This is a genomic window from Bradyrhizobium lablabi, assembly GCF_001440475.1.
GTDB classification, from domain to species: Bacteria; Pseudomonadota; Alphaproteobacteria; order Rhizobiales; family Xanthobacteraceae; genus Bradyrhizobium; species Bradyrhizobium lablabi.
Genome location: NZ_LLYB01000127.1, coordinates 88559 through 114557, shown reverse-complemented (window position 1 = coordinate 114557; position 25999 = coordinate 88559). Strand labels below are relative to the sequence as shown.

Annotated in this window: 22 protein-coding genes and 1 tRNA gene; 9 read left to right on the top strand and 14 right to left on the bottom strand. The window is 63.1% G+C overall.

All coding sequences use genetic code 11. From position 1 onward, the window contains the following. Positions 1-29: 29 nt before the first annotated feature. Positions 30-437 (top strand): YccF domain-containing protein, encoded by a 408-nt coding sequence (locus tag CQ14_RS37485; protein WP_057862755.1) that lies wholly within the window; start codon positions 30-32, stop codon positions 435-437. 24 nt (positions 438-461) lie between these two features. Here CQ14_RS37485 and CQ14_RS37480 read toward each other — a convergent pair whose 3' ends face one another. After that, complete coding sequence (locus tag CQ14_RS37480; protein WP_057862754.1) at positions 462-932, bottom strand: universal stress protein; 471 nt, start codon at positions 930-932, stop codon at positions 462-464. A gap of 165 nt (positions 933-1097) precedes the next feature. Between CQ14_RS37480 and CQ14_RS37475 the strand changes: the two genes are divergently transcribed. Beyond that, positions 1098-1174, top strand: a tRNA-Arg gene (locus CQ14_RS37475). On the opposite strand, the gene CQ14_RS41640 is transcribed toward CQ14_RS37475, so the two are convergent. Then, complete coding sequence (locus tag CQ14_RS41640; protein WP_082650212.1) at positions 1145-2779, bottom strand: recombinase family protein; 1635 nt, start codon at positions 2777-2779, stop codon at positions 1145-1147. The two genes, CQ14_RS37475 and CQ14_RS41640, sit on opposite strands and share 30 nt — an antisense overlap. 1394 nt (positions 2780-4173) lie before the next feature. Here CQ14_RS41640 and CQ14_RS37455 point away from each other — a divergent pair. The 4 genes from CQ14_RS37455 (at position 4174) to CQ14_RS37440 (ending at position 7086) form a co-directional block, all read left to right on the top strand. Next, positions 4174-4587: a barstar family protein gene (locus CQ14_RS37455; RefSeq protein WP_245320824.1), complete on the top strand. Its 414-nt coding sequence runs from the start codon at positions 4174-4176 to the stop codon at positions 4585-4587. Between the two features lie 417 nt (positions 4588-5004). Continuing rightward, complete coding sequence (locus CQ14_RS37450; protein ID WP_057862751.1) at positions 5005-5511, top strand: site-2 protease family protein; 507 nt, start codon at positions 5005-5007, stop codon at positions 5509-5511. Between the two features lie 250 nt (positions 5512-5761). After that, positions 5762-6391 (top strand): glutathione S-transferase family protein, encoded by a 630-nt coding sequence (locus tag CQ14_RS37445; protein ID WP_057862750.1) that lies wholly within the window; start codon positions 5762-5764, stop codon positions 6389-6391. A gap of 53 nt (positions 6392-6444) precedes the next feature. Further along, positions 6445-7086: a LysE family translocator gene (locus CQ14_RS37440; protein ID WP_057862749.1), complete on the top strand. Its 642-nt coding sequence runs from the start codon at positions 6445-6447 to the stop codon at positions 7084-7086. A gap of 162 nt (positions 7087-7248) precedes the next feature. Here the strand turns inward: CQ14_RS37440 and CQ14_RS37435 are convergent, their stop codons facing one another. The 5 genes from CQ14_RS37435 to CQ14_RS37415 all read right to left on the bottom strand — a co-directional run bounded on the left by CQ14_RS37435 (position 7249) and on the right by CQ14_RS37415 (position 16165). Further along, positions 7249-9015 (bottom strand): hypothetical protein, encoded by a 1767-nt coding sequence (locus CQ14_RS37435; RefSeq protein ID WP_057862748.1) that lies wholly within the window; start codon positions 9013-9015, stop codon positions 7249-7251. Between the two features lie 10 nt (positions 9016-9025). Further along, positions 9026-10438 carry a CopM family metallochaperone gene (gene copM / locus CQ14_RS37430; RefSeq protein WP_245320822.1) on the bottom strand — a complete coding sequence of 471 codons (1413 nt, stop codon included), beginning with the start codon at positions 10436-10438 and terminating at the stop codon, positions 9026-9028. A gap of 49 nt (positions 10439-10487) precedes the next feature. Beyond that, positions 10488-10877, bottom strand: a complete 390-nt coding sequence (locus tag CQ14_RS37425; RefSeq protein WP_283807318.1) for a methyltransferase family protein — start codon at positions 10875-10877, stop codon at positions 10488-10490. A 66-nt stretch (positions 10878-10943) separates the two neighbouring features. Then, a complete protein-coding gene (locus CQ14_RS37420; RefSeq protein ID WP_057862746.1) occupies positions 10944-11264 on the bottom strand; it encodes a hypothetical protein in 321 nt (106 codons plus the stop codon). A gap of 74 nt (positions 11265-11338) precedes the next feature. Further along, the gene (locus tag CQ14_RS37415) at positions 11339-16165 is read right to left on the bottom strand and encodes an NAD-glutamate dehydrogenase (RefSeq protein WP_057862745.1); all 4827 of its coding nucleotides are present in this window, start codon (positions 16163-16165) and stop codon (positions 11339-11341) included. 306 nt (positions 16166-16471) lie between these two features. Between CQ14_RS37415 and CQ14_RS44235 the strand changes: the two genes are divergently transcribed. Continuing rightward, positions 16472-16612: a hotdog family protein gene (locus tag CQ14_RS44235; protein WP_430650248.1), complete on the top strand. Its 141-nt coding sequence runs from the start codon at positions 16472-16474 to the stop codon at positions 16610-16612. 152 nt (positions 16613-16764) lie between these two features. Here CQ14_RS44235 and CQ14_RS37410 read toward each other — a convergent pair whose 3' ends face one another. Beyond that, positions 16765-16989: a hypothetical protein gene (locus CQ14_RS37410; protein ID WP_082650207.1), complete on the bottom strand. Its 225-nt coding sequence runs from the start codon at positions 16987-16989 to the stop codon at positions 16765-16767. Positions 16990-17605: 616 nt separating this feature from the next. Continuing rightward, positions 17606-18124 carry a copper chaperone PCu(A)C gene (locus CQ14_RS37405; protein WP_057862744.1) on the bottom strand — a complete coding sequence of 173 codons (519 nt, stop codon included), beginning with the start codon at positions 18122-18124 and terminating at the stop codon, positions 17606-17608. Between the two features lie 341 nt (positions 18125-18465). Between CQ14_RS37405 and CQ14_RS37400 the strand changes: the two genes are divergently transcribed. Beyond that, entirely contained in the window at positions 18466-19614 is a 1149-nt protein-coding gene (locus tag CQ14_RS37400) for a transporter (protein ID WP_156435822.1), read from the top strand. Positions 19615-19672: 58 nt separating this feature from the next. Here CQ14_RS37400 and CQ14_RS37395 read toward each other — a convergent pair whose 3' ends face one another. Then, positions 19673-21370 (bottom strand): methyl-accepting chemotaxis protein, encoded by a 1698-nt coding sequence (locus CQ14_RS37395; protein WP_057862742.1) that lies wholly within the window; start codon positions 21368-21370, stop codon positions 19673-19675. Between the two features lie 213 nt (positions 21371-21583). Here CQ14_RS37395 and CQ14_RS37390 point away from each other — a divergent pair, with 213 nt between their 5' ends. Then, a complete protein-coding gene (locus CQ14_RS37390; RefSeq protein WP_057862741.1) occupies positions 21584-21901 on the top strand; it encodes a hypothetical protein in 318 nt (105 codons plus the stop codon). Here the strand turns inward: CQ14_RS37390 and CQ14_RS37385 are convergent. From CQ14_RS37385 to CQ14_RS37370, 4 genes are all read right to left on the bottom strand, one after another. After that, a complete protein-coding gene (locus CQ14_RS37385) occupies positions 21898-22539 on the bottom strand; it encodes an aspartate/glutamate racemase family protein (protein WP_057862740.1) in 642 nt (213 codons plus the stop codon). The genes CQ14_RS37390 and CQ14_RS37385 overlap by 4 nt on opposite strands. 118 nt (positions 22540-22657) lie before the next feature. Further along, a complete protein-coding gene (locus CQ14_RS37380) occupies positions 22658-23671 on the bottom strand; it encodes an amino acid ABC transporter substrate-binding protein (protein ID WP_057862739.1) in 1014 nt (337 codons plus the stop codon). A gap of 12 nt (positions 23672-23683) precedes the next feature. Beyond that, positions 23684-25033 (bottom strand): aspartate aminotransferase family protein, encoded by a 1350-nt coding sequence (locus tag CQ14_RS37375; RefSeq protein ID WP_057862738.1) that lies wholly within the window; start codon positions 25031-25033, stop codon positions 23684-23686. Positions 25034-25038: 5 nt separating this feature from the next. Continuing rightward, positions 25039-25914 (bottom strand): MurR/RpiR family transcriptional regulator, encoded by an 876-nt coding sequence (locus CQ14_RS37370; RefSeq protein ID WP_057862737.1) that lies wholly within the window; start codon positions 25912-25914, stop codon positions 25039-25041. Between the last annotated feature and the right edge of the window lie 85 nt (positions 25915-25999).

The following is a 25999-nucleotide window of genomic DNA, read 5'->3' as shown; positions in this document are numbered from 1 at the left end:
CTAATGCGTCAACGCAAGGGATCGCAGCCATGTCACCGGTGTCACTGCTCCTCAATGTCATCTGGGTCGTTCTCGGCGGCGCGTGGATGGCGTTTGGCTGGCTGGTCGCGTCCATCGTCATGGCGATCACGATCATCGGGATCCCCTGGGCGCGGGCCGCGTTCAATATCGCCGCCTACACGCTGTTCCCGTTCGGCTTCACCGCAGTCTCGCGCGACGCCTATACCGGGCAGGAGGATATCGGCACCGGGCCGCTCGGGGTGATCGGCAACATCATCTGGCTGGTGCTGGCGGGATGGTGGCTGGCGCTCGGGCATGTGATCACGGCGGTCGTGCTGGCCGTGACCATCATCGGCATTCCCTTTGCCTGGGCACACCTGAAGCTTGCCGGAATCGCGCTGTGGCCGATCGGCAAGATCATCGTTCCCACGAGCTAGGCTCGGATCAGCCTCTGCCTATCCCTAGGCCGCCGTTTCCGCCGGCTTCAGCCGTTCGAACTCGGCGTCGCTGATCTCGGTCTGGGCCACCAGTACGCTGCAGCGCAGGCGCTTGACCAGATAGCTGCCGATCGAGCCGAACCAGCGCGCCAGCGCCCCCTGCGGGCGGTGGCCGACGACGACGAGATGCGCGCCGATTTCCTCGGCTACCTCGGCGATTTTCTGGCCGGCATCGCCGACCTCGAGCCGCGCGGTCGGCGTAAAGCCCAGCGCCTTGAGCCGCTCGGTGCCTTCGTTCAGGATAGCCTTGTAATCCTCGGTCTGCAGCTCGATCGGGATGGTCAACCCGGCCTCGGGCGTCATGATCGAGGAAACCTCGACGACGGCGAGCAAAAAGACCTCGGAACGGCAGAGTTGTGCGAGCTTTGCGCCCTCCCGCAACGCGCGCCGCCCCTCGACCGAACCGTCATAGGCGAGAAGAACCTTCTTATACATCGGACGTCCCCATCCATGGTTCAACGCGCCAAGACTAGCACCAATTAATGGGAACGGATCGGAATTTTGCGTCAAGAACGTGGTTATCGGCCGCCACCTTCGCCTCACCAACCCCGGCATGGGGCGTTGCCCCTGCCCGGCCAATCGGCTAAAGGAAGCCCCAACGCACCCGTAGCTCAGCTGGATAGAGCGTTGCCCTCCGAAGGCAAAGGTCACACGTTCGAATCGTGTCGGGTGCGCCACTTCGGTACAGAACTGGGCACGCCAAAACCTGCCGTTTTTGCGCTTTCAGCAGCGACAAGCGTGCGCAACAGCACGCTTTTCGACCCCATGATGCGCAATTCCTTCTGATCGACTTCGACGCGTTGGGCGAGCGCGCGAAGATGATCGCGGCGGTAGCCGCCGCTATCGGTCCGCATGCGCTTGCGGGCCGTCCTGGCAAACGTCTTGAGAGCCTGCGGTGTGATCGTCGGTTCGGCGCGATCAATCGCTTCCTCGGCCCGCTCCGCGTCAAGGCGGGCCTGGTCGCGCGTAGCCTTCAGTTCACTGATGCGGTCTTTCAGCATGGGGTCAGAGAGATCGGCGATACCGTTCTCGATCGCATCGTACAGCCGCTTGAGTTTGGCGTCTGCCTCGGCCGCCCGCTTGCGCAATTCGGTAATGTGCAACTTTCGTCGTTCGGCGCGTTCGGTGCGGCGATCGAGTACGTGCGACAAGAGCTGCTCAAGACGCTTGGGCTGTAACAAACGCTGCTCGATGTACTCCGCGACCACAGTGTCGAGCTTTTCCATGGGAACGGTGCGACCCGGACACCCGGTCTCGCCCTGGCGGGCTTTGGTGCAGCAGGTGTAGTAGCGGTAACGGCCGCTCTTGCCGGTGCGCAGCGTCATTGCTCCACCGCAGGCCGCGCAAAAGCAGATGCCGGTAAGGAGGGTCGGGCCGCTGACGATCCGTGGTGCGGTCATCGCCGGGCTTCGGCTCTTGAGCAGCATTTGGACGACCTCAAATTCATCCTTGTCGACGATTGCTGGCACCGCCATTTCCACGATTTCAGTCTCTGCCTTGCGCTCGCGGGTCTTCCAGAACTTGGTATTGAAGCGGTGGCGGCCGACATAGGTCGTTCGGGTCAGCACCTTGTGGACGGCATCGACACCCCAGCGCCCGCCGTCGCGGGTTCGGATGCCGGTTGCGTTGAGGTGTGTGGCGATGGACTTGACGCCCATCGGCCTCGAGCTTCCATTCCCTTCCCGGGCCAAGCGGAAGATCAGGCGCACTGTCTCGGCCTGGACGGGATCGATCTCCAGGGTTTTCTTGGTCCGGTGTCCGCGCTGCTCGGAAGCTTCCACGATCCGGTAGCCGACCGGCGGCAGGGCGCCATTCCAGAAGCCCTGACGGGCATTCTCCTTCATGGCGCGCAGCGTATGCTTGGCGTTCTCCTTGGACTGGTACTCGTCAAACAGCGCCATGATCTGTCGGATCATGTTGCTCATAGGATCGTCGCCGAGCTCCTGGGTGATCGACACCAGCCGGACACCGGCCTTGGCGAGTCGGCGAACGTAGAACTCGAGCTGGAATTGATCGCGGAAGAAGCGGCTGAAGCTGTGGACCAGGATCACATCGAGCGCCGGAGGCTTCGTGGTTGCTGAATCGATCATCCGCTGGAATTCCGGCCTTCGGTTATCAGTGGCGGACAGGCCGGGCTCGACGTAGTCGGCGACGATCTCCCAGCCGCGGGATGCGCAATAGGCCTTCGCCTGGCGGCGCTGATCCGGAATGGAGAGGTCGTTGTCGGCTTGTCGGCCGGTTGAGACTCGCAGGTAGAGGGCAGCACGAACCGGCATCGTCATGGCGATCTCCAAAAAGGGTCAGTGGCGGGTCGAAAACAAATCGTCGAACAGATCGCCGAACCAGGCCTCGAACACCTCGATCTCGGCCTCGGCGATCGGGACCTCCTCAGGCCAATCGTCGGTCACGGTCCACCCGGAACGATCCTTCCTTGCCGGGCGGCCCTTTCGTCGAACTGCTGGCTGCAAATAGTCGTAGAGATCGTCGGGCAATGATCCCAGTGACCGCGTTCGTCTTGGTCGAGATTTTTGATGATGAGCCATGGCGCCTCTGCGGAAGCAGACTCGATCCGGAGAACGGCACAAGTTTGTCCGGCGAGTCATTCCGATGAGGAGCGGCCTATCGCTCGCGCTGAGCCATCAGCGCATGGCGGTTAAAACGGCGGGCCAGCCGGCGCCGGTCAAGGCCGTCAGCCGGCGGAGCCGGGCGCGCGAGGCGCGAGCCTTGACGGGCGTCGGCTGGTCCGGCAGCAGCCTTGCTGGTTGCCGAAGGCACGGCAACATCGAGCCAGGATCAGTTTCGTCGGCACATTGCGCTGAGCTGTTGTGCGCAAAGGAGAACTGGGTTTCTTGCAAGTTGGACCATGCTAGAACGGTTGCGATAAGCCTCTGCAATGTCACACGACCGACCGCGGCGCACCTTGCGCTTTTATCCTGCTATCAAGCGGTCGCCGTCTCGCGCCTCGCCAGTCCTGCGAAATTCTTCGACAAGTTGCGATCAGGTAAAATCGGGAAGTGCATCACGAAAGCAGATTGCGTGCCGGTTTTCGTGCAGTCGATATACAGGCTTTTTGATGATGGCACGTGCCCCCGAGTCGTCGATGCCATCGTCCGATGCCACCCTGGTTACGCGGATGGTTTACAATTCGTGCGCAAGGCGACGACGAACGCTTTGCGTCGCCGAAGTTCAGACTGATGGCTGCTCGCGTCTCGGTGGCATTTCGTTCAGTTGACGATGTTCCTTTTTTCCAATTCATGCTTAAAATATGGGCGCCCACGAGAATCTGAGTCGATGCCGCATGACACGCGTATGCATTGAAGATGAAGCCCATGCCGAACTTCACGGCGAATACCCAACGTTTGAGGAAGCCGTCCTTGAATTGGAGCGGCGTGCTTTGGTCCCTTGGGATCAGCCCCCAAACGTCGCGCCCTGCACTTCATGGCGTACCTGCGGTCGCAGATATGAGATCGTCGTGTACGACGACGCATGCGCGCCCTGGAACGAGATCAAACGGGTACCAATGCTTGAAATCTCTGCTTCCGGCGTGAATTGGACCACCTCTCCTGAAGCGCATCGCTAGGCCGTGCCGGAGGAATACTATCAGACGGTGCATGTGCGTGTCTGGACGCTGGTTGATCGCTTGAACCCGTCTGATTGAAGGATCAGAGATACATCCATGATGGCCTCGAAGCAAAAGCTGCATCTTGACGGGTCCGAGTTTTCGACATTGGAAGGATTTTACGATCACGTTAGCCTTCGCATCATTCCAGGTGCCGAGTGGGGCAGAAATCTCGACGCCTTTAACGATATTCTGCGGGGCGGTTTTGGGACGCCGGAAGAGGGCTTTATTCTCTGCTGGGACAACCACGAAATCTCGAAGCGAAATCTTGGATATGTCGAGACCGCTCGGCAACTGCGGAAAAGGCTAGAGCGATGTCACCCTTCCAATACAGCTTCAGTCGAAAACTACCTGGCTGAGGCGTTGAAGAACGAAGGACCTACCGTATTTGACTGGCTTGTCGAGATAATCCAGCGCCATTGCCCCGGCGGCAACGAAGAAGCGGATGGCATCGAACTTATTCTTCGATGACAATCATCGCGGACGCAAAAGTGAGGTTTAGCTGCGTAACTTTCGCAATTTGACCCCTCGCGTCTATCTAGGAGGCTGATCGAGATTACCGCTATTAAGGGTAAGCTGACTACCCCGCAATATCGGGGGATCTACGTAGCGTAGTGCTAAATGGCAGAGCATCGCAGACTTGCCAATTGGAGCGCATCGCGGGCTGCGGCATCATAGGGGAATCGCGAAGCTATAGTGCCCATCTTCATCAGCCGTGGCGCGCCAAGGGGCTGGGGCCGAGCCATCATCGAGCCCTCCAAAGCCCCTTTTAATGCTTGCTCGGTTCGAACCCGACGATCACTTGCCCGCGACAAACATCCCAGCCGGCTATTTTCTGTCGCCGCGGGAGGCGTCCAGTCGCCCGGAGGCAGCTTTTGAGAAACATTCATGAACTGGGAATCGGTCGCCAAGGGCCTCGTATCAACTCTGACGATGCGGATGGTGCTGGCTGTGTTTTCTGCCGTCGTGCTGCATGAGCTTGGCCACCTTGTTTTTGGTCGAATTGTCGGTGTCCCCGTTGTGGGTGTTGTCATCGGGGAGGGTCGACGACTGTTCGGATGGCGAATGGGCGCGATCACGTTCTCCGTCCACGCCGTCCCATTCAGCGGCTATGTCGAGCATGACGAATATTACGGCGGCCCGCTGACAACGGCGGTCCTCGCCGTCGGGGGAATAGTCGTCAACCTCATCATCGGAATTTCGAGCCTCGCGTTCTGCCTGTCAGGCGAGCCACATTGGGCTGACAGGATGTTTTGGGCCATTGCACTCGCCCATCTCGGGCTGGCGGCATGGAATCTCATTCCGCGGCAATTCGAGGATGGCGACAAGTCCGATGGGTTACTTATGTGGGAAGCGTTGTGCTCGTTCATGCGCGGCAAATCGGTTGCCCGATAGTAGATCACATGCTGTCGGCCATGTCCCCCGGCAAGCCGGCCAAGACGCGCAATTGGGCAGCGCCCCCGACTCCAATGCTCCAATAGCCTCTCCGAGAGCCGCCCAGGTCGGATTGTCAAACCGTCCATACTGATACCTTCTGTGGGTGAGATAGCGGCCGCAGATGGCAACATTGCCGAGAAAGGCACCACGACCGGTCCAGGGCCGGGAACTGGCTGGCGGGCTGGAACAGGCAAGAGAGGAAGGTCTCATGAAGCTGATGTACGCTCCTCAATCTCCGTTTGCGCGGAAGGCTCGTGCGGCTGCAATCGAGCTCGGCTTGGAAGAATCAATCGATCTTGTTTACGTCCAAGTCGTTCCCGGTCGGCCAAATATCGACTTCGCACAATCTCACAATCCCCTGAGGAAAGTACCTGCGCTAGTCGTGAACGAGCGCCGCACGATTTTCGATTCCACCGTAATCTGCGAGTTTCTTGATCATCTCGCGAAAGGCGCTCGTCTGTTCCCGCGCGATCCGGACAAACGGTGGGAGGTATTGACGCAGCATGCGCTGGCGCAGGGCATATGCGAAGCTGCCATTTCCATACGTTATGAGACTTCGATCAGACCTGAAGAGAAGAGGTGGCAGGTCTGGATCGACGATCAATGGGACAAGATATTTAGCGCGCTAAGCTGGTTTGAAGCGAACCCTCGTACCCTCGATTCATCACACCTGAATATCGCGCATCTCGCTCTGGTATCGGGTATAGGTTATATCGACTTTCGATACGGGGACGCCGCCGACTGGCGTGCGACACGACCGCTTCTTTCGAGTTGGGTTGAAGAGGTCTCGAGGAAAGATTGCTTCGAGAAGACTGTTCCGACGCATCCGCCGTCGTAAACGGACACATGAATTTCATCGTCCAGTCACCATATGCCAGAGCACGCTGCGCCATGACCTTCCTGCCCGCCCCCGAAATCCTGGCCGCCTTCACCGCGGCCTGCCTGCTGCTGATTCTCACTCCGGGACCGGACATGACGTTCTTCCTTGGGCAAACGCTCGCCGCCGGCCGGGCGCGCGGCATGGCCGCCATGCTGGGCGCGTGCCTCGGGGTCGTGGTGCATTCGATGCTGGCGGCGTTCGGTCTGTCGGCTTTGCTGGTGGCGTCCGCGACCGCTTTCACCGTCATCAAGATCGCCGGCGCCGTCTACCTCGTGTGGCTCGGCATCCAGGCGATCCGGCACGGCTCGGCGCTAACCTTGAAGAAAGGCGATGGCCGCAAGGCGCCGATATCTCAAGTGTTCCTGATGGGCGTCGGCATCAACCTGCTCAATCCGAAAGTCGTGATGTTCTTCCTGACCTTCCTGCCGCAATTCGTGTCGGTGAGCGATCCGCATGCCGGCAGCAAGCTCATGTTCCTCGGCCTTTACTCCATCGCGTTCTCGATCCCGATCTGCGCGGCGATGATCATGATGGCCAACCGCTTCACCGACGCGATGCGGCGCTCGCCGCGCGCGATGCGGATCTTCGACTGGCTGTTCGCCGGACTGATGGGGACGTTCGCGCTGCGGCTCCTGCTCGCGCGCGGAAACTGACTTAAGCACGCGCCAGTGGATTTTTCCAGCAGTCGCGATCGCCCGCGGCGGTGTTGGATTTTGTGAGGTCAGCCCGGCAATCGGGCTGCGATCTTCACCAGCGCCTCGGTTGCCAGATTCTTGTACGTCAGTGCGTGCGCGATCCGCATAGCCTCGGCGAAGCTAGCCGCAGCATCGGCCATGAGGCCCGCCTTCACCTGGGCGGCACCGATCGACGCCAAGGCTTCGACCTGGTCGGGTCCCCAGGTGATGTGCTGCGTCACCCGTTTCGCCTCGTCGAACCTCCCGGCGGCAGCCCGGGCCTTGGCAATTGACGCGAGCACCTCGGAGCGACGAAAGGTGTTCGCCTCGGCCGCGGCGGCGTCGATGGCCTCGTCGATCCGTCCGACCTCCGCGAGCCCCTCGGCGACTACCCCGAGCCCCGGGGGGAATGATATCTGGCCCCAACTTAAACGCTTGAGCGCCCTGCAAGGCCTCTGCATTCCTACCGGCTTTCGCCTGCGCCTTAGCGATCGCGAGCAGCGCACTGCGACGGTCATGGTCAGTGTCGACAAGCTTGCCGTCGACCATGATCTGAGAGAGAGATCCCGCAGTCGCCACGGTGCCGCCGATCAGTTGGGTGACGCGGACGGCTTCATCGATCTTACTGGCCTCCGCCTGTGAGGTCGCAATGCTCGACAACAACTGATCGTGCGGTTCGAATGACAGCGCGGCCTGAGCGGCCCGTTCGAAGGAGGCGATCGATTGGACGGTGAGGCCGGCCTTCGCCTGCGCCTTGGCAATGGCATACCAAGCGAAGGCACGTGGCTTACCCCGGTCGATTGGCTCGGCGAACTCGATGGCTTGCGCCAACCGGCCGGCATTCGCCGACGCCACCGCGACGATGCCCAGCACCGTGGCGCGCTGTTCGCGATCCGTGAAGGCGGCGACGACATCCCGCACCTCATCGGGCGTCTCGGCTTTCATGGGCGAGCCGGAGGTGGTCGCCTCATCGGCGACGCGCTCGGGCATCGGCCTAGGCTCAAGGACGCGCTCGAGCACAACGCCACGCTCCCATCGGTTGTCGACCGAGCGCGCCACCTTCAGTGCCAACGCGACCGCGCCAGCCCGGACCAACTCGGTGGCAATCGTAGCCAACGCCTGCGCGCGCTCGCTTGAGCGCGTGACCCGCCTCGACACCCGCATGGCATCCTCGATCTTCCCCGCGCGGGCCTGCGCTTGCGCGATGATGGCGAGCGCTGGGACAAATTCCGAAGGGTGATGAATGCCCGTCATGGCCAAGGGCCACAGATCATACTGCTGTTCGATGGCTTGCACGTCTGCCAGCGCGGCCGCGATCTTGTCGTCTTCTCCTCGTGCGACCGCGCTGGCGCCCAGGTCCCAGGCCACCCGACGCATGATGAGGGCACGATCGCGCAAGTTCTCGATCGCCCGCACGCGTCGCAGCGCCTCGTCAAGCCGGCCGGCTTTCCCCTCCGCGACCGCGACGGCCCCGAGCACCTCGGCTTGTATGTATCGGTTTTTGATTGATCCGACGATATCGAGCGCATCGGTGGGCTTGCCGGCCTTCGCCAGAACCTTCGCAATCGTCTCGATTGCGTTGTCGCGAGGGTAGCCATCGTCAGCGATTGACGTCGCGACTTGTAAGGCCTGGTCGATCGTGGCCGCGGCTTCGGCGGACAGGCCAGCCTTGAACTGTACCTCGGCGATCCGGCCGAGCGCGTTGGCGGCCAAGCGCGGGTCGCCGATGGTGCGGGCGACCTCGGCGGCCTCGCGCAGCACGCAGGCCCGGGTCGGAGCCTTCAAGCATTCATTCCAGTCGACGCCGGAGGTCTGCGCCACCGGCTGCGCGGTGGCGCTGCACAGTCCAAGGAAGAACAAGCTGGTGAAGATGGCCCGAGTCATCAATGACGGTCGCTTCGCGCTCATCGCCGTTCCCTCACGGTTGCGGGATGTTCTTCTGCTTGAGCCATTCGCGCATCTCACCGATCTCTCGCTTCTGGGCGTTGATGATCTCGCGAGCAAGGTGCTGGTTGCGGGCATCCTTGCCGAATTTCAGGACGATCTCGGCCATATCGACCGCGCCTTGATGGTGCGGGATCATGCCGAGCACAAAGGCCTGGTCGGGATCGACATTGGCGATGCCCTGCATCATGGGGCCGTGCATACGGTCCATTGCGGCCCGATAGGCCTCCTCGGCCGTCGCCGCTGCTGCCGCGGTCGCGGTGGCGCCGTGCATGCCGTGCGGATGCTCGGGGTTCGGCGTGTGCGTCAGCCGCTCGCCGGACGCCGTCGCCGTGTTTCCTTCGATGCCGTAAATCGCGATGTGCAGTCCCCAATACCCGGTTACGAAGATGACGAGCGCTGTCGCAAGTCCTGCCGGGACGCCGGCCAGCCTGCGCTTGACGGCGGGCAGGAAATGCACCTCCCGGGTGTGATCGGCGGCGATGGCGACGATGATCGCCATGATGAGCGCGTGGCCGATCAGGTCGGTGCGGCCGAACGGATAGACGGCTGCGTTGAAGATGACGAAGAGCGCAATGGCCGACAGCCGGCGGACCAGCGGCGTCCAGATCAGGCCGAATCCCATCGTGAACTCGGCGACGCCGGCCATTGGAATGAAGACGTCGCGCGGCATGCCGAAGGTCAGGAAGGGCTTTTCCTCCACGAGCGGGTAGAACCAGTCTGGATAGGCGAATTTTTCGAGGCTCGACCACATCAGCGCGATGGCCACGCCCCAGCGCAGCACCTCGAAGCGATGCTTGCGCCATTCCGGATTGGACGACGCCTCCAGCACCAGATAGGCGGCGACGCCGACGCCGAGCGCGAGATAATCAAGCAGATGGAAGACATCGTAGTCGCGCAGCGCCAGTAGCCACAGGCCGATGATGCCGAGAGCCGCAAGCGGCTGCGTCTTGCGAGAGAAGATCAGCCCGGCGATCAGGAGCTGCGCCCAAGACACCCATTCGGCGGGTGTCTTCAGATCGGGCGTCAGGTAGACGCCACCGACCGCGAAGATCGCCACGAAGAAGGCGGCGATGACCACGCGCACGAACTCATCGAGGCGCTTCCAGAGCGTTTCGGTGATCCGGTCCATGCCGCGCAGGATCGTTTCACCCGCACTCGACTCCTCGATCGCTCGTGTGACGAGGAAAAACACCAGCACCAGCGCAATGCCGGTCCAGAACCAGAGATTGGTGAGAGTGGCCCCGATCGGCTGTGGCGGCGCGCCGACGATATAGGGCGCAAACCATTTCACATGCGCGTGCGCCGGGCCTGAGGCCACCATGAATGCGAGCGCGGTCAGACTGAGCAGGCGAGCGGGGAAGCGAGGCAGTGCGGGATGGTTCAATTTTCTTCTCCTCGGGTGCGGGGCCCTTTACGAGTGAATCAGGCCGCACCTATCGGGGCTGCAGGAATCCGCAACGCCTTGGTCCGACGTTGAGGCCGAACTGCAGCAACCTGAAGGGGTGGCGACCCCGCACGAAGAAACAATAGAGGTTGAGACACAGATCGCATAGTTCCGTGACGGTAATTGCCTTGTGGTCAAGTTTGGCTTTCCACTGCCGGTTGTCTTCGTGTGCGACTATGCCCAGCTGAACCAATGCCACGTTCTGCACAGAGCCGGCCAGGCCGATGAGCCCCAGCACCATGCCGAGATAGATGGGATTGCGCGTGAAGCGGTAGGGATCGGTATCCACGATAGTCGTGGTTGGCAGGTTGGTGGGCACGTTCGAGCCGGCCCGGGTCATGGTAGAGATCGCCCACGCGAGCAGCGCCAGCGCTAACACGATCGCACCGAGCCAGCCTGCGAGTAGCGCCGTAGGGGCATGAGCCAGTTGAGCGCGAACCCTGGCTTACGCGATCCTTGCCACAATTTCGGGGCGGTTTTTCTCGAGCCAGGCCACGGCCTCGGGTCCGTCGACGACGCACTCGAAGGTTTCCCAGGTCGGGTCCTCCAGGGATTCCGGTTTCAGTCGCTTTGCCGCATACTCCACGAGGTCATGCAAGGGTTCGTAGCCTCGTCGGCGCTCGAGCGAATCTGCAATCGCCGTGCTGGCCCATCCTCGTCGGGCCAAATCGATAATGCTTGGAGCGTCAGCCTCGCTGAACCAGGGTGTGGCATCGAACTCGATGCAGCGGACATTATCCGCGGTATGGCAAGTCGCGTGGATCATTGGATTCCTCCGTTCGCCGGCAAGCTGCCGCTGCCATTGCACTCCAGAGCTTCACATCGCTGCCTCGCACGCCCTCAGGCTTTGACCAAATCCCCCAGCAGGTTCGCCGCGACCGTCAGCTTGGCGAGCGTCAGGCCGCTGGCACCAATCTCCTCGACCGAGCGGCGGATGCGCGTCGATTCGGGGTGAGCCTCGATCCAGGCCTCGACGGCCTGCTGGCCGGACTGTTCGGTCGCCAGCATATCCGCGGCCAATCTCCTTTCGGCGCCAGCGATCTGCTCGACGGCGCGATCGATGGCCATACGTTCGAAATAATCGTTTGCCGGCACGCTGCGCGCGGCGGCGATAATGCGGTCGAGACGAAAGTTGGCCTCAGCAGCGAAGAAGGTCGCCGCCGCATCGCCGATGGCGCGCGTGGTGCGCTCCGCAACCGTCACGATATCGGGCGCCGAGACCAAGGCGTCGAGATCGGCAAGCTCGCCGGCGAGGCCGGTCGGGACACCGGCATCGGTCAGGTCCTGCCGACGCTTGGCACGTGCGGCCCGCAAGTCCGGCGGCAGGGTGGTGTCGAGCCCGGCAACGATCTGGCGAATAGCCGGGCCGAAGCGCGCAACGACGGCCTCCAGCCCGTCCTTGAAATCGACATTGCGTACGAACCAGACCATGCGGGAGAGCAGGAGGTCCTGCACAGAAGCGTAAAGCGACAGCTGCACCTGCCCGTCAATACAGGTATCGAGTGCGTCGATCGCGTCATTGAGCCACTTCAGTCCGTAGCATTCGTCGACCGCCACATAGGCCATGACGATGGTCGGGATATCGGCATCCGTCTCGTCGATCAGGCGCACCACGCTGGCCGGGCCGCCACGGTTGATCACCGCATTGGCGAGGCAAGTTGCGATGATTTCCCGCCGCAGGCGATGGAATTCGACCGCTGTCGGGAATTTGTCCTGAACCTCGCGCGGAAAATACTGGGACAGTTCGCGGGCAAGATAGGGATCATCGGGCACGCTGGTGACGAGCAGGTCATCGTAGAGGGTCAATTTGGCGTAGGCGAGCACCACGGCAAGCTCGGGCCGCGTCAGGGACTGGCCGCGCCGTGTGCGCTCGGTGAGTGCTGCATCGTCGGGCAGGAACTCCACCGCGCGGCTGAGCAAGTCGCGCTGCTCGAGCGACTGCATCAGGCGGGTGAGGAAGCCGGTCTCGGCCACGCCCTTGCGCTCGGCAAGCGAGAGCGCCAGCGTCTGCAGATAATTATTACGCAGCACCAGCGTGCCGACCTCGTCGGTCATCGCGGCAAGCAGGCTGTTGCGCTCAGTGGGGCTGAGGCGTCCCTCGCGCTCGAGGCGCGCCAGCGCGACCTTGATATTGACCTCGACGTCGGACGTATTCACGCCGGCCGAATTGTCGATGGCGTCGGTGTTGAGCTTGACGCCCTTCTGCGCCGCTTCAATGCGGCCTCGCTGGGTGACGCCGAGATTAGCGCCTTCGCCGATCACGCGGGCACGCACGTCGCCGCCCGTGATACGGATCGTATCGTTGGCGCGGTCGCCGACCTGATCGTCGCTTTCCCCGGCGGAGCGGACATAGGTGCCGATACCGCCAAACCACAAGAGGTCCGCGCGCGCCTTCAGGATCGCCGTCATCACCTCGAAAGGCGTGGCTTGCGGCTTGTCGAGATCGAGCAGGGTGCGCACTTCCGGAGCAAGCGGGATCGCCTTGAGCTGACGCGAGAACACGCCGCCACCTTCCGAGATCAGCGACTTGTCGTAATCCTGCCAGCTCGATCGCGGCAGGTCGAACAGGCGCTTGCGCTCAGCGAAGCTGACGGCCGGATCAGGCGAGGGATCGATGAAGATGTCGCGATGATCGAAAGCCGCCACAAGCTTTGTCACCGGCGAGAGCAGCATCCCATTGCCGAAAACGTCGCCGGACATGTCGCCCACGCCGACCGCGGTGAACGGCATGGTCTGAATGTCGGTGCCGAGTTCGCGGAAGTGGCGCTTGACCGCCTCCCAGGCACCGCGCGCCGTGATCCCCATCTTCTTGTGGTCGTAGCCCTGGCTGCCGCCGGAAGCGAAGGCATCGCCGAGCCAATGGTTCTTCTCGACCGAGATCGTGTTGGCGACGTCGGAGAAGGTGGCGGTGCCCTTGTCGGCGGCGACGACGAGGTAGGGGTCGTCGCCGTCATGGCGCACGGTGGACTCGGGCGGCACGACGATGTCGCCGTCAAGATTGTCGGTGAGTTCGAGCAGCGAGCGAACGAAGATGCGATAGGCTTCGGTGCCTTCCGCGAGCCAGGCTTCGCGATTGGAAGGCGGCGGTAGGCGCTTGGGCACGAAGCCGCCCTTGGCGCCGACCGGCACGATCACGGCGTTCTTGACCTGCTGCGCCTTCACGAGGCCCAGTATCTCAGTGCGGAAATCCTGCGGCCGGTCGGACCAGCGCAAGCCACCGCGCGCAACCTTGCCGAAGCGCAGGTGAATACCTTCGACACGAGGTGAATAGACGAAGATCTCGTAGAGAGGTCGCGGGGCCGGCAGGTCGTCGATCCGGCGCGCGTCGAACTTGAAGGAGATCACCGGACGCGGATGTCCATTCTCGCCGATCTGCCACAGATTGGTGCGGATGGTTGCCTGCACCAGATTGGTGAAACGGCGCAGGATGCGGTCTTCATCGAGCGAGGCGACGGATTTGAGCTCCTCCTCGATCTCGGCAAGCAGGGCCGTCTCGCGCGCCGAACGCTCGACATCCGTCGAGGCGAGGCGCGGATCGAGGCGAGTCTGGAACAGCGCGACGAGGCTGGCCGTGATCGCGGCGTTCTTGCGCAAGGTCTCCCACATATAGTCCTGGGTGAAGGGAGCGCGGATCTGGTGCAAATAGCGCGACAGCGCCCGGATCGCCGAGACTTCCCGCCAGCCCAGGGCCGTGCGCAGGATCAGGGCGTTGTACCCGTCGGATTCGGCACGATCAGCGACCACCGCCATGATTGAGGCTTCCAGGCGATGGCTGAATTCCGGGTTGATCTCGATTGGCTGGCTGTCGCTGGTCTCGATCGTCATGTCGTGCAGCCAGACCGGCGCCGGCCTGGTACCGGGCACGATCTGATAGGTGCGCTCATTGACCACGCGCAGGCCATGATTTTCGATCACCGGAACGCGGTAGGACAGCGATAGCGGTGCGGCGTCCGAGAACACCTTCAGGCCGAAGCGCTTGGGATCGTTCTCACCCTCGAAGCGGTAAACCGAAATTGTCACCGGTCGTGCTGGCGTGAGCTTTTCGACGGTCGCGATATCGGTGATCGCCTGCTCAGCGCCGAAAACCTCGGTATAGCCGCCGCTAAAGGCCTGGGCGTATCGGTTGGTGAGCATGCGCGCCCGCATGCCATCGGTCGACGCAGTGAGCGCAGCCTTCAGCCTGTCGGCCCAGGTCGCGGCAATGGCACTGATCCCGGCTTCGAGCGTGGCGCGCTCGACGACGGGAGTTTTGCCTTCATAGCGCCCGATGATGTAGTGGACACGCGCAAGCGCCCCTTCAGGAAATGATACGTAGGAGGCAGACAAGGTCCCCTTGTAGGTCTGTGCCAGAAAGGCGCCGACGCGTGTGCGGACCTCGGTGTCGTATTTCTCGCGTGGAATGAAGGTGAGGACCGAGACGAAGCGATCGAACTTGTCCACCCGCGCCAGCGCCCGGACGCGCGGGCGCTCGTAGAGGATCAGGACCTCTATGACGAAATTGTTGAGAGTATCGACGTCGATCTGGAACAGTTCGTCGCGCGGATAATCTTCGAGAATATGCATGAGCGCTTTGCCGGAATGGCCGCTCGGGTCGAAGCCCGCGCGCTGGAGCACCCCCGAAACCTTGTGGCGGACATAAGGGATCTGTCGTACCGAGCGGGTATAGGCGCCTGAGGTGAACAGGCCGACGACGCGCAATTCGCCCTCGAGCCGGCCGTCGGGCGTATAGAGCTTGATGCCTATATAATCCATCCGGATGCGGCGATGGACGCGGCTGGAGACATTGGCCTTGATGACGATCAGCAGGGTCGGCTCGCGCATGAAGTCGCGAATTTCCGGCGTCATCACCACCATTTCGCTGCCGCGGCGCAGGACCTTGACGTCGGGATCGCGTAAGATGCCGAGGCCTTCGCCGGTTGTAATGTCGTCGGGCGCATCGCTGTCGGGCGAGAAGCGATATTCGCGCACGCCGAGGAAGGTGAAATTGTCCGCGCAGAGCCATTGCAGGAACTGATTGGCTTCGGCGAGTTCGTCGATCGGCAGCGGCGGAGGATTGGAAGAGAAAGTCTTGATCGCTTCCTCGACGCGGTCACGCATGGCGCGCCAGTCGGTGACGCAGGCGCGGACGTCGTTCAGTGTCCTGGTGAGGCCGTCGATCAGCTTCTGGCGATCGGCATCGGCGTCCAGGCGGGTGATGTGGAGATGAATCAGGCTTTCGCGCGTGCCCCTTGCTCCCTCGGGAAGTGTTTCGCCGTAGAATCGCAGCAGCTTGCCCTGGTCATCGCGCTCCACGGCGATGATCGGGTGAGCGACGAGGGTGACTTCGACGCCCTGCTCGGTGAGTTCCGCCATGGTGGAATCGAACAGGAAGGGCATGTTGTCGTTGAGAATTTCGAGCACGGAAATCTCGCGCCCGTCCGGCATCGTCGGATTGACGATGCGGATATCGGCGCTGCCGGCCGTGCGCCGCTGCACGTGTTCCCAGGCTTGCTCCGCCAGGAAGGCAAGCGAGGCGGCATCGTAATTGGCGAGGTCCTCAGTATTGGTGTAGCCGAACAACGGCTCGGCAAAGGCCCGGGGGCTCTTGCCCGGCTGAACGTTACCTGCGGCATCGCGGATGAGAGTTGCCCGGGCCTTGTCGTCACGCCAAGCCATATTGACCTCCATTGCCACGCCGTCCGACCGCAGCCACGATCATCAGCTTGAGCCTGGAGTCCGCCTCCTCGAATGCCGCGATCGAGTGCGTACGCGAAATCCTCGGCCTCGAGCCTTCATCGACTGCCGCCGACAATACTACGATCGCAGAGCGAAAGGCGCACGCTGTCGTGAGGCGTGGTGAAATTTCCTACGGCCGAGCGTGAGGCCGAAGTCGGCGCCGGCGGCCGTCGGACCATTGGGGTGAAAAAAATCACAAGCAATTTCAATTGTGTATCAGTTCGTAAATTTTGTTCTGCTCGATCGGCGATCGGCTTTTTGGCTGTCCCTTTCGCGACCCGGGTGGTGCCGGGGTGCCTCGGTCTCGACGTCATGCGGCAGATCATCGGCTATTGGCGCGGCTGGTCGGGCTCACCGGGCAAGGACCGCGCGGCCGGTGTCGACGAGGCGAAGTTCTAGGGTGCAGCCCGGGAGCGGGCCTCAAATGCGCGAAGCGCGGTCGATAGGTTGATCGATCGTTACCATCCGGAGCGGCGAAGGTAGACGGATCTCACCCACGCCGGCCCAAATTTCGTTAACCCAAGACGCATCCGTTTCCGGTGCGCCCGCCATCAGTTGACGGCGTAGTTCACAGCGCGGGCTGGCGTGTTGCCGGCAGCCATATCGCAGAAAGCTTCATAGTAAGCCTCAAGCTCGGTGACGGCGCGGTGTTCCCACTCGCTGGCTTGCGCCAGCAGGGAACAGCTATGCCGCGGCCGGTAGGCCGCGGTTTGGCGGCACAGCGACGCGATGGTGCGGTACCGGCGAACGTTTTCCATGATGGCCAGGCCGTTCATGTTCGAATCTCCCCATTCCTTTTCCCGGAGACGAACTTGCGGCAGAACGATTTTCGATTGGTTAGCGGGGCCGGGAGAGAGTGCGCGTGGTTTCCGAACTGTTGACGGCGGGCACGCAGCGATCAGCCGCGAGATAGCCTCCGGAAATCAATCATCCGTGCGAGCTTGCTGCAGCGGCGGCGAAGACGTGCTGCTTGAACAGATGGCATCCTGCGAACGACCGTCAGCCGAGAGAACGGAGACAGCGCTCCCCTCATGCGCGACAGCGGGAATCAGCAACGTGCAGGCACAGTAGGCCAACCCAATTCCGAGAAGCGATACAGAGAAGACAGCAGCGACGGACTGCAAGGTAACTGACCGTGCCTGCCGCAATGGCTGCGGCTTGCCGGAGGAAGCGAGCGATACTTGGTGTGAAGACGCCTGGCTTGAACTGGACACGGATTAGCATTCCCCAACGAATAGCGAGTTCGAAAGTCCGCCGTCGCTGGCAGCGACGGCTTTGCTCGAATCTCCCTCCATCAGATGTCGCGCGGCACGACGCGACGGACACAGCGATGCCGATTAATGAAGCCTGTCGAGCGTCCGTTCGATCCTCACGGGCACGGCCGCGGACACGCTAATGGTGCTTGTGCGAGACACCATTGACGCCACTGACGGCGGCTCCGGCGTTTTCCTCGACGTTGTAGATGATGTCGACAGGCCCGGCCTTCTCGAACATCAACGTGCCCTTCACCTTCTGGCCGACCTGGAATGGCTCCTTGAGTCCCATCAGCAGGATGCGGTAGGCGCCGGGCTTGAGCTCCACGGTCTTGCCGGGCTTGATCTCGATGCCGTTGGTGACCGGGCGCGTCTTCGCCATGCCGTCGACATCGACCACCTCGTGCACCTCGATCTGGCTTGCCACCGGCGACGTGCCGCCGATCAGGCGGTCCGCCGTCTTTCCCTTGTTGGTAATGGTGAGATAGCCGCCCGCGATGTTGGCATCCTTCGGCGTCGGGCGGGACCAGGGATGACCGATGTCGATCGCACCGACCTTATATTCGTGCGCGCCGGCGGCGCTCGCAATCAGCAAAGTCGCGGCGATGAAAATGGCCGCGGTGACAAACACAAAGATATCTCTGACGACGGTTGTCATAATGTCCTACTCCGATACGCGCGCTGGACAGCGAAACCTGTAGAGAAACATTCAGACGCGATTACGGCTGGTGCTCGCCGTGATTGCGGCTGCCGCCGGACGTGATTACGGCTACCGCTACGCCAGACGCGAAAAATTCGGACGCACAACCGACGGGCGGGCTACGCCGCTTTCGCCATTTGCCCAACACGCAGCAGCCACACCGATGCCGCGCTCGCGATAACGTTTTCGCTTTTCCGCTTCGCTTCCGTCGCCAGCAAGCCGCGCTTCTCGCACGATCCAGTCAATCTGGCGCCCGATTGCGATGGCTAATCGCCAGGCAGTAAGTACAGGGGGCGTATGTGTGTGCGTATTTCAAGCGGCCTGCGGCCGGCATCTTTTCATCCATGATGCTGTTTCTCGTTACTCCCGCCGAGGCGCATCATCCCGGCGGCGGCGGCAACACCGGCAGCGGCGGCGCCATCAACACCATCTCGGCTGACACGCTCGCCGAAGGAATGGTCGCCGCATCCATCCGCTACGAGTTCATCCGTCTCGGCCAGCTCAGCGACACCGATCTGCTCGCCGCAGCGAACCGCGGCACGCATGCCCACTCGATCCGCTCGATCGACAGCGTCTCGCTCTCGGTCGCCTACGGCATCACCAACGACCTGACGCTTGCGGTTCGCGCGGCCGGCATCCGCCGTTCGGATATTCGCGAACCCGGCGAGGACATGCTGAGCGGCGGCCATATGGGCATAATGAGCTCCAGCGACATGAGCAGCCTGATGGGCTCCGACAGCATCAACCGGCGCGGCAACTCGGCAGGCTTCGGCGACGTCACCATGCTCGGGCAGTATCGCTTCCACAACAACGCACAGACCGGGACATCGGCCGCCGTGCTGTTCGGCTTCAAGGCGCCGACCGGCAGCACCAGCCAGCGCGACGCCTTCGGCGAACTCTTCCAGGCCGAATTCCAGCCGGGTTCGGGCTCATGGGACGGCCTGATCGGCGCGGCCTTCACCAAACGCGCGGGCCGCTGGGCGTTCGACGTGAGCGGCCTCTATTACCTGATCACCAACGGCACGCAGAACACCAACCTCGGCGACCGCTTCCTGTTCGGCGCCGCCGTGTCGTACCGCCTGGTCGGCGCCACCGGCTCGTCGAAGGAGGTGGAGCTGCATGAGTACTGCATGCAGCCGCGCAACCAGTTGCAGGAGCATTGCCTCTATCACGCCAATCACGACCACAGCGATATGAAAAAGACCCCCTACACGCTCGACCTCGTGCTGGAGCTCAATGGCGAGTGGCACGACAAGCAGCGCATCGCCGGCATTCCCGATCCCAATTCGGGCGGCACCACCGTCTATCTCTCGCCTGGCGTGCGTGTCGGCTACGATCGCTTCTCGGGCTTCGTGTCCGTCGGCGTGCCGGTCATCAACCAGCACAACGGCGTTCAGTCCAAGCCGGATTTCCGCGTGCTCACGGGAATCGGCGCGCGGCTGAATTGAGGCCTGTAGTTTGCCGGCCACCGCTGGCCGGGCATGACGGGAAAGGCTGCGCGCGCCCTTAGGCCGCGCGGATGTTGCCGAGGAATTTGCCGGTTTCGGTCTCGAGCTGCTCGGACTGCGACGTCAGTTGCGCGGCGGCGTTCAGCACGAGGGTAGCGGCAGCATCGACCTTGCTTGAGGCTTCGCGCACGCCCGTGATGTTTTGCATCACCTCCTGGGCGCCCTGCGCCGCCTGCTGCACGCTGCGGGCAATCTCGTTGGTCGCAGCGCCCTGCTCTTCGACGGCGGCCGCAATGGAGCCGGTGATTTCGTTCATTTGCCCGATCGTGGTGCCGATCTCGCGGATTGCGTTGACGGTCGAGCCGGTGGCATCGCGAATTTCCTGGATCTGGCTGGTGATTTCGTCGGTAGCCTTGGCGGTCTGGGATGACAGCGCCTTGACCTCGTTGGCCACCACGGCAAAGCCCCTGCCGGCCTCGCCGGCCCGGGCGGCCTCGATGGTCGCGTTCAACGCCAGCAAATTCGTCTGCCCCGCGATGGTCTGGATCAGCGCCATCACCTCGCCTATCTTCTGCGATGCCTCGACCAGGCGGCCGACCATGGCCTCGGTCCGATTGGCCTGCCCGACCGCGTTCTGGGCAATGGACGAAGACTGGGTGACCTGCCGCGCGATCTCCTGGATCGACGACGACAGCTCCTCCGCCGAGGCGGCAACGGTCTGGACGTTCGACGCCGTCTGCTCGGCGGCGGCCGCGACCTTCGCGCTCTGACCCGTCGTCCCCACCGCGATCGTTGACATCGATGAGGCGGAATTCTGCAGCTCGTCGGCGGCGGTGGCGGTGCCACGGATCACACCACCGATGCTGCGCTCGAAATCGTCGGCGATGCGAGACAGAACCGCCTGCCGTTCCTCGGCCGAGCGCGACTTCATCGCTTCCTGCTCGGTGCGGAGTTGTGTGGTCTCGACCAGATGATCCTTGAAGACCTGGAGGCTGCGCGCGATCCGGCCGATTTCATTGGTGCGGTCGACGAACGGAATCTCGGCCCCAAGATTGCCCTTGGCCAGTTCATCCATCGCCGCGCAGGTCTTGTTGAGCGGAACGACCAGGCCGCGGCCGAGCCAGAACGCAACCAGCGCCGCGAGGGTCAGGCCTGCGAGGCCAGCGATTCCGGCCCACATCATCCGGCTGAAGACCACGGCGTCGATATCGTCGACATAGGCGCCCGCCTGCAGCGCGAGGAGCTTGTCACCTGAGCCAAAGGCCCCGACATAGGAGACCTTGCGGAGTTCAGCGCCACCGGCCGACCGCGGTGCCAGATATTCGACAAAACCGCCGCCGGCGCGCGCCGTCCGCACGATGTCCTGGATCAACAGCTTGCCGCTCTTGTCCTTGAACTCCCAGCGGTTGACGTTGATGTATTTCGGATTGGCGTGCACATAGGTGACGCCGGCATCCGAGCTTCCCGTGCCGTAGACGCCGACATAGTCAGAGTACTCGCCCCAGCGCATGGCGCTGATCGAGGCAAACGCCGCCTGGCGCGCCTGGTCCTGACTGATCCGGCCGGCCTTGGCCTCGCCTTCGTAGGTGGCGAGAATCTTCGTCGCGGCCTCGACCAGATTGCGGACGGTGGTGCGCCGCTCGGCCAGCACCGCATCGCGCAACACCAGGATCTGCAGGGCGGAGACGGCAAAGAGCACGATTGTCAGCGCCGCAATGATCATCGCAAAACGCTGATAGACGGTGAGGTTACGCATGCCGCTCTCTCTTCCTGCTGGTTGAGGACTCGTACCAATACAACGTTAATCGACTGTTATCGGGTTGCGCCGACGGCCCGCCGCGTCCGATTGCGAGAATCGGCGCTTGAAATGACGGCCGCGCGGCGACACAATGGCGCGCATCCTTCAAACGTAATGCGCCAATGATCGCCGCACCGTGCGGACGGCATGGCGCGCTAAGAGTGACCCATAATGGCTGAAGCCGATCTCGACGTTCTCATCCGGCAAATCGCAAAAACGCAAAACAAGAGCTTGATGGCCGCCGTCAAGAAGCGGCGCGACCAGATCATGGCCCGCGCCGCCAAGGCCAAGGACAAGGAGACGCGGGACCAGTTCCGGCTGATCGCCAGGAGCACAATGGAACTCGGCACGGCCGCGGCCAAGCGGCTGGAGAACTCGGCGGCAATCACCGCCGACAGTTACGCGCGAGCGATCCGGAATGCGGCCGAGGGAGCGGCAGCGGCTGCGAAGAAGCCAGTCAAAAAGGCTGCGAAGAAGCAGGAGGCCTAACCGCCCCCGACGCCCAGCATCTTCTTCAGCTTCTCCACCGCGCTGTCGGGCGTGGTGAGGACCGGCCGCCCCGTCGCCCTGGCGACCTCGTCCGCTGTCGGCGCCAGGCTGTACTGGGCGAGTGCGATCAGGTCGCAGTCGCGCAAGTCCCGTGACGCTTCCACGACGAGGCGGTCATGGGTGGCGCGGTCGCCGCGATCGAGCGCGGCCATCGCGCCTTCCGCCAGTTTCGGCACCAGTTCGATCCGCGGGGGAAATTCCGGCGGCATCGAGACCAGCGTCGGCGGAAACGTCGACAGCAGGCCGATCTTCTTACCCCGCGCGATCGCCTGCTCGATCATCGCCTCGTTTGGTTTGAGAACCGGCATCGGGGCGTGCGCACGTGCGACTGCCTCGATGCAGGGGCCGAACGCCGAGCAGGTGAACAGGATCGCGTCCGACCCGGTGCCGGCCGCATAGCGTCCAAGCCGAAGAAAACGCTCGGTCATGGCGTCTGTGAGCCCGCCGTCGCGCGCCAGATCGGCCGACAGGCTGTCATCGAGCAGGTTCATCAGGCGCGCCTCCGGCCAAAGCCTGGCGAAGGAGGCTTCGATCGGCACGATCGAGTGTTTCAGGGCGTGGACAAGGGTAATACGCATGCAGGACAGTCTGGCTGCAGCGCGGCCGGTGTCAACCGGGCACGCCGCATAGCATTTTGTTTGGCGCGTTTTCTTTACGCGAACCGGTGCCCACTTCGCTCGAAAACGCTATGCACGCTTACTTGAACGGCAGGGCGTACATCAGGCCGCCCTTGCTCCAGGTTGCGTTCAGGCCACGATCGAGCTTCAACGGGCTCGACTTGCCGACATTGCGCTCGAAGATTTCGCCGTAATTGCCGCCCGCCTTGATCGCCTGCAGCATCCACTTGTTGTCGAGGCCAAGCCGCGATCCGAGGTCGCCTGACGTGCCGAGCAGCCGCTGGATGCCCGGCACGCTCGAGGATTTCGCCATCTCGTCGGCATTGGCGGCGGTAACGCCGAGTTCTTCGGCCTCGATCAGGCCGAAATGCAGCCAGGCGATGATGTCGGTCCACGCCTCGTCGCCATTGCGGGTGAATGGGCCGAGCGGCTCCTTGCTGATCGTCTGCGGCAACACGGTGTAGTCGGCCGGATTCGAGGCCGCCGTGGTGACCGCACCCGCCAGCGCCGAGGCATCCTGGGTCATGGCATCGCAGCGACCGCCGAAGAACGTCTGGTACATCGTGTCGGTGCGATCGAACACCAGCGGCTTCCATTCGATGCCGTTGGCGCGGCCGTAATCGCCGAGCGTGACTTCGTGGGTCGTGCCCTGCGCGACGCAGACGGTGGCGCCGTTCAGGCCCTTGAGGTCCTTCACGCCAGCATCGGCGCGCACGACAAAGCCCTGGCCATCGTAGAAATTGACAGGCCCCTGCCGGAGCCCAAGGGTCGCGCCACGCAGATATGTCTGGGTCGAGTTGCGATAGAGCACGTCGATTTCGCCCGATTGCAGGGCGGTGAAGCGGTTCTGCGCCGTGAGCGCGACGTATCGCACTTTCTTGGGGTCGCCGAGCACGCTGGCCGCCAGTGCGCGGCAATAGTCGACGTCGAGCCCCTTGTAGTTGCCTTGCGAGTCCGGCGTCGAGAAGCCGGCAAACCCGGTGCTGACGCCGCACACCAGCGTGCCGCGCTGCTTAACCGTGTCCAGCGTCCCCGCCTGGACCGACAGGCACGACGCGGCGAGCAAGCCTGTAGCGATGATAATCCTCTTCATACTGCCCTCCTGCTAATGACCTACACTTTTCAAGGCGCCGTCGACCGCCTGGCCCAGGCGATCGACGATCATGTCGATATCGTCCGACGTCGCGATATAGGGCGGCGCGAGCAGGACATGATCACCGCTGCTGCCGTCCGCAGTCCCACCTGCGGGATAGCAGCCAAGGCCGCCCTCGAAGGCGATTGCCTTGATGCGCTGGTGCAGTTTCAGCGCCGGATCGAACGGCGTGCGGGTCGCGCGATCGGCGACGAGTTCGATCGCCTGGAACAGGCCGCGGCCCCTGATGTCGCCGACATGGCGGTGATTGCCGAAGCGCTCGATCAGCCGTCGCTCGAGCTCAGCGCCCAGACTCTTTACCCTGTCGAGCAACTGCTCGTCGTCGATCACCCGCTGCACCTCGAGCGCGGCGGCGCAGGCCAGCGGATGGGCCAGATAGGTATGGCCGTGCTGAAACGCGCCCGAACCGTCGCGGATAGCATCGACGATGCGCCCACTCGCCAGCATGGCGCCGATCGGCTGATAGCCTCCGCCCAGCCCCTTGGCGATCGCCTGAATGTCGGGCGCGATGCCTTCCTGCTCCCAGGCGTGACGCGTGCCGGTGCGGCCCATGCCGCACATCACCTCGTCGAGAATGACGAGCGCGCCGTATCTATCGCAGATCTCGCGGACAGCGCGGAAATATCCCTCTGGCGCCGGCACGCAGCCGGCGGTCGCACCCACCACGGGCTCGGCGATGAACGCCGCCACATTTTCCGGGCCGAGGCGCTGGAATTCCGCATCGAGCTCGGCCGCCAGCCGGCTGACGAAATCCGCCTCGGACTCGCCGTCGCGCTTTTCGTGATAGGCGAAGGCCGGCGTCACATGGCTGAAGGCCTGCGACAATAGCGGGGCATAAGGCTCGCGGCGCCAGGCGTTGCCGCCGGCCGCCAGCGCACCCAGCGTATTGCCATGATAGCTCTGGCGGCGCGCAATGAAGTGCCGGCGCTGCGGCTGACCGATCTCGATGAAAAATTGCCGCGCCAGCTTGATGCCGGCTTCGATCGCTTCCGAGCCGCCGCTGACGAGATAGGCGTAAGCGAGCCCGCCGGGCTCGTGTCCCACCAGCTTTTCGGCCAGCGCCTCAGCCGGCTCCGAAGAGAAGAAGCTGGTGTGGGCATAGGCGAGCTGTGAGGCCTGCCGCGACATCGCCTCGATCACGCGCGGATGCTGGTGGCCGAGACAGGAGACGGCGGCGCCGCCGGACGCATCCAGAACGCGCCGGCCGTCCCCGCCAATCAGCCAGACGCCTTCGCCGCCGATCGCCCTGGGCGGGGTTTCACGCAGGCTTCGATGCAGCACCCGGCTCTTGCTGGCGCTCATGACGGTCAACCTTTCTCCGCAACATATTGCGACATCGCGGCCAGCCGGCCTTCGGTCTCCTCAAGGCGGCGCTTTGCCTTGGTACCGCCGAGCACGAAGGTGGCCGCCGCCAGCGACTGCGCGATCGCAATGGCGCCGGTCAGGCTCGGGAAGAAACCGGGCGATGCGGCGGCTTCGAACAGCAATAGATGATCGGCGCCCTCCGCCATCGGCGCGGTGATCGCATCCGCAATCGCGACCAGCGTGGCGCCGGATTCGTGCGCCGCGCGCGCCGACAACACGCTGGCCCTGGAATAGGGCGCGAAACCAATGACCACGACCGCATCGCCACGCTGGAAGGCGCCGAGGTCGAGATCCTCTGGACCGGAGCCGCCGACCAGTTGCACCTCGTCCGGCCGGAACAGACGAAGCTGATAATTGAGCAGTTCCGCCACGCTGCGGCAGCTTCGAAAACCGGCGATCCAGATCCGCCGCGCGTCATGCAGGGCCTTGGCCGCTTCCGCCACCGAGCCGGTGGAAATGCGGCGAAGACCTGCCGCCTCGGCCTCCAGCTTGTCGGCCACGAGCGAGATTTCGGCGTGAGGGCCCTTGCGGCTGCCGCCGGTGCGGGCCGAGAACGGCTGGGCTTGCGCCGGCCTGCGCGCCTCGGTCAACGCGGCGCGCAATTCGTCCCATCCGGAATAGCCGAGCGCCTTCGCCAGCCGCGTGAAGGCAGCGGGATCGGCGCCCGCTTCCGCCGCCAGATCGCGCATCGAACGCGTGGTGGCGTCGTAGTCGTTGGCGGCCACGAAGCGCCCGACCTGCTGCAGCCGCGCCGGAAGCGACGGCAACGCACTGCATAATTCGTTGAGCGGCGAGGATTTCGATTGGGACTGCGCCATGAAACAAATGTTGCACATATTACAATTTGGTGCAACATATGAAACGCGCCCGCCGGGACGCATGGCCGAAGATCGCTGTTGGCAG

Excerpts from the sequence above, each read along its gene's own strand:
- CQ14_RS37485 (WP_057862755.1), top strand. The coding sequence starts at position 30 with ATGTCACCGGTGTCACTGCTCCTCAATGTCATCTGGGTCGTTCTCGGC.
- CQ14_RS37480 (WP_057862754.1), bottom strand. The coding sequence starts at position 932 with ATGTATAAGAAGGTTCTTCTCGCCTATGACGGTTCGGTCGAGGGGCGG.
- CQ14_RS41640 (WP_082650212.1), bottom strand. The coding sequence starts at position 2,779 with ATGACGATGCCGGTTCGTGCTGCCCTCTACCTGCGAGTCTCAACCGGC.
- CQ14_RS37455 (WP_245320824.1), top strand. The coding sequence starts at position 4,174 with ATGATGGCCTCGAAGCAAAAGCTGCATCTTGACGGGTCCGAGTTTTCG.
- CQ14_RS37450 (WP_057862751.1), top strand. The coding sequence starts at position 5,005 with ATGAACTGGGAATCGGTCGCCAAGGGCCTCGTATCAACTCTGACGATG.
- CQ14_RS37445 (WP_057862750.1), top strand. The coding sequence starts at position 5,762 with ATGAAGCTGATGTACGCTCCTCAATCTCCGTTTGCGCGGAAGGCTCGT.
- CQ14_RS37440 (WP_057862749.1), top strand. The coding sequence starts at position 6,445 with ATGACCTTCCTGCCCGCCCCCGAAATCCTGGCCGCCTTCACCGCGGCC.
- CQ14_RS37435 (WP_057862748.1), bottom strand. The coding sequence starts at position 9,015 with ATGAGCGCGAAGCGACCGTCATTGATGACTCGGGCCATCTTCACCAGC.
- CQ14_RS37420 (WP_057862746.1), bottom strand. The coding sequence starts at position 11,264 with ATGATCCACGCGACTTGCCATACCGCGGATAATGTCCGCTGCATCGAG.
- CQ14_RS37415 (WP_057862745.1), bottom strand. The coding sequence starts at position 16,165 with ATGGAGGTCAATATGGCTTGGCGTGACGACAAGGCCCGGGCAACTCTC.
- CQ14_RS37410 (WP_082650207.1), bottom strand. The coding sequence starts at position 16,989 with ATGAACGGCCTGGCCATCATGGAAAACGTTCGCCGGTACCGCACCATC.
- CQ14_RS37405 (WP_057862744.1), bottom strand. The coding sequence starts at position 18,124 with ATGACAACCGTCGTCAGAGATATCTTTGTGTTTGTCACCGCGGCCATT.
- CQ14_RS37395 (WP_057862742.1), bottom strand. The coding sequence starts at position 21,370 with ATGCGTAACCTCACCGTCTATCAGCGTTTTGCGATGATCATTGCGGCG.
- CQ14_RS37390 (WP_057862741.1), top strand. The coding sequence starts at position 21,584 with ATGGCTGAAGCCGATCTCGACGTTCTCATCCGGCAAATCGCAAAAACG.
- CQ14_RS37385 (WP_057862740.1), bottom strand. The coding sequence starts at position 22,539 with ATGCGTATTACCCTTGTCCACGCCCTGAAACACTCGATCGTGCCGATC.
- CQ14_RS37380 (WP_057862739.1), bottom strand. The coding sequence starts at position 23,671 with ATGAAGAGGATTATCATCGCTACAGGCTTGCTCGCCGCGTCGTGCCTG.
- CQ14_RS37375 (WP_057862738.1), bottom strand. The coding sequence starts at position 25,033 with ATGAGCGCCAGCAAGAGCCGGGTGCTGCATCGAAGCCTGCGTGAAACC.
- CQ14_RS37370 (WP_057862737.1), bottom strand. The coding sequence starts at position 25,914 with ATGGCGCAGTCCCAATCGAAATCCTCGCCGCTCAACGAATTATGCAGT.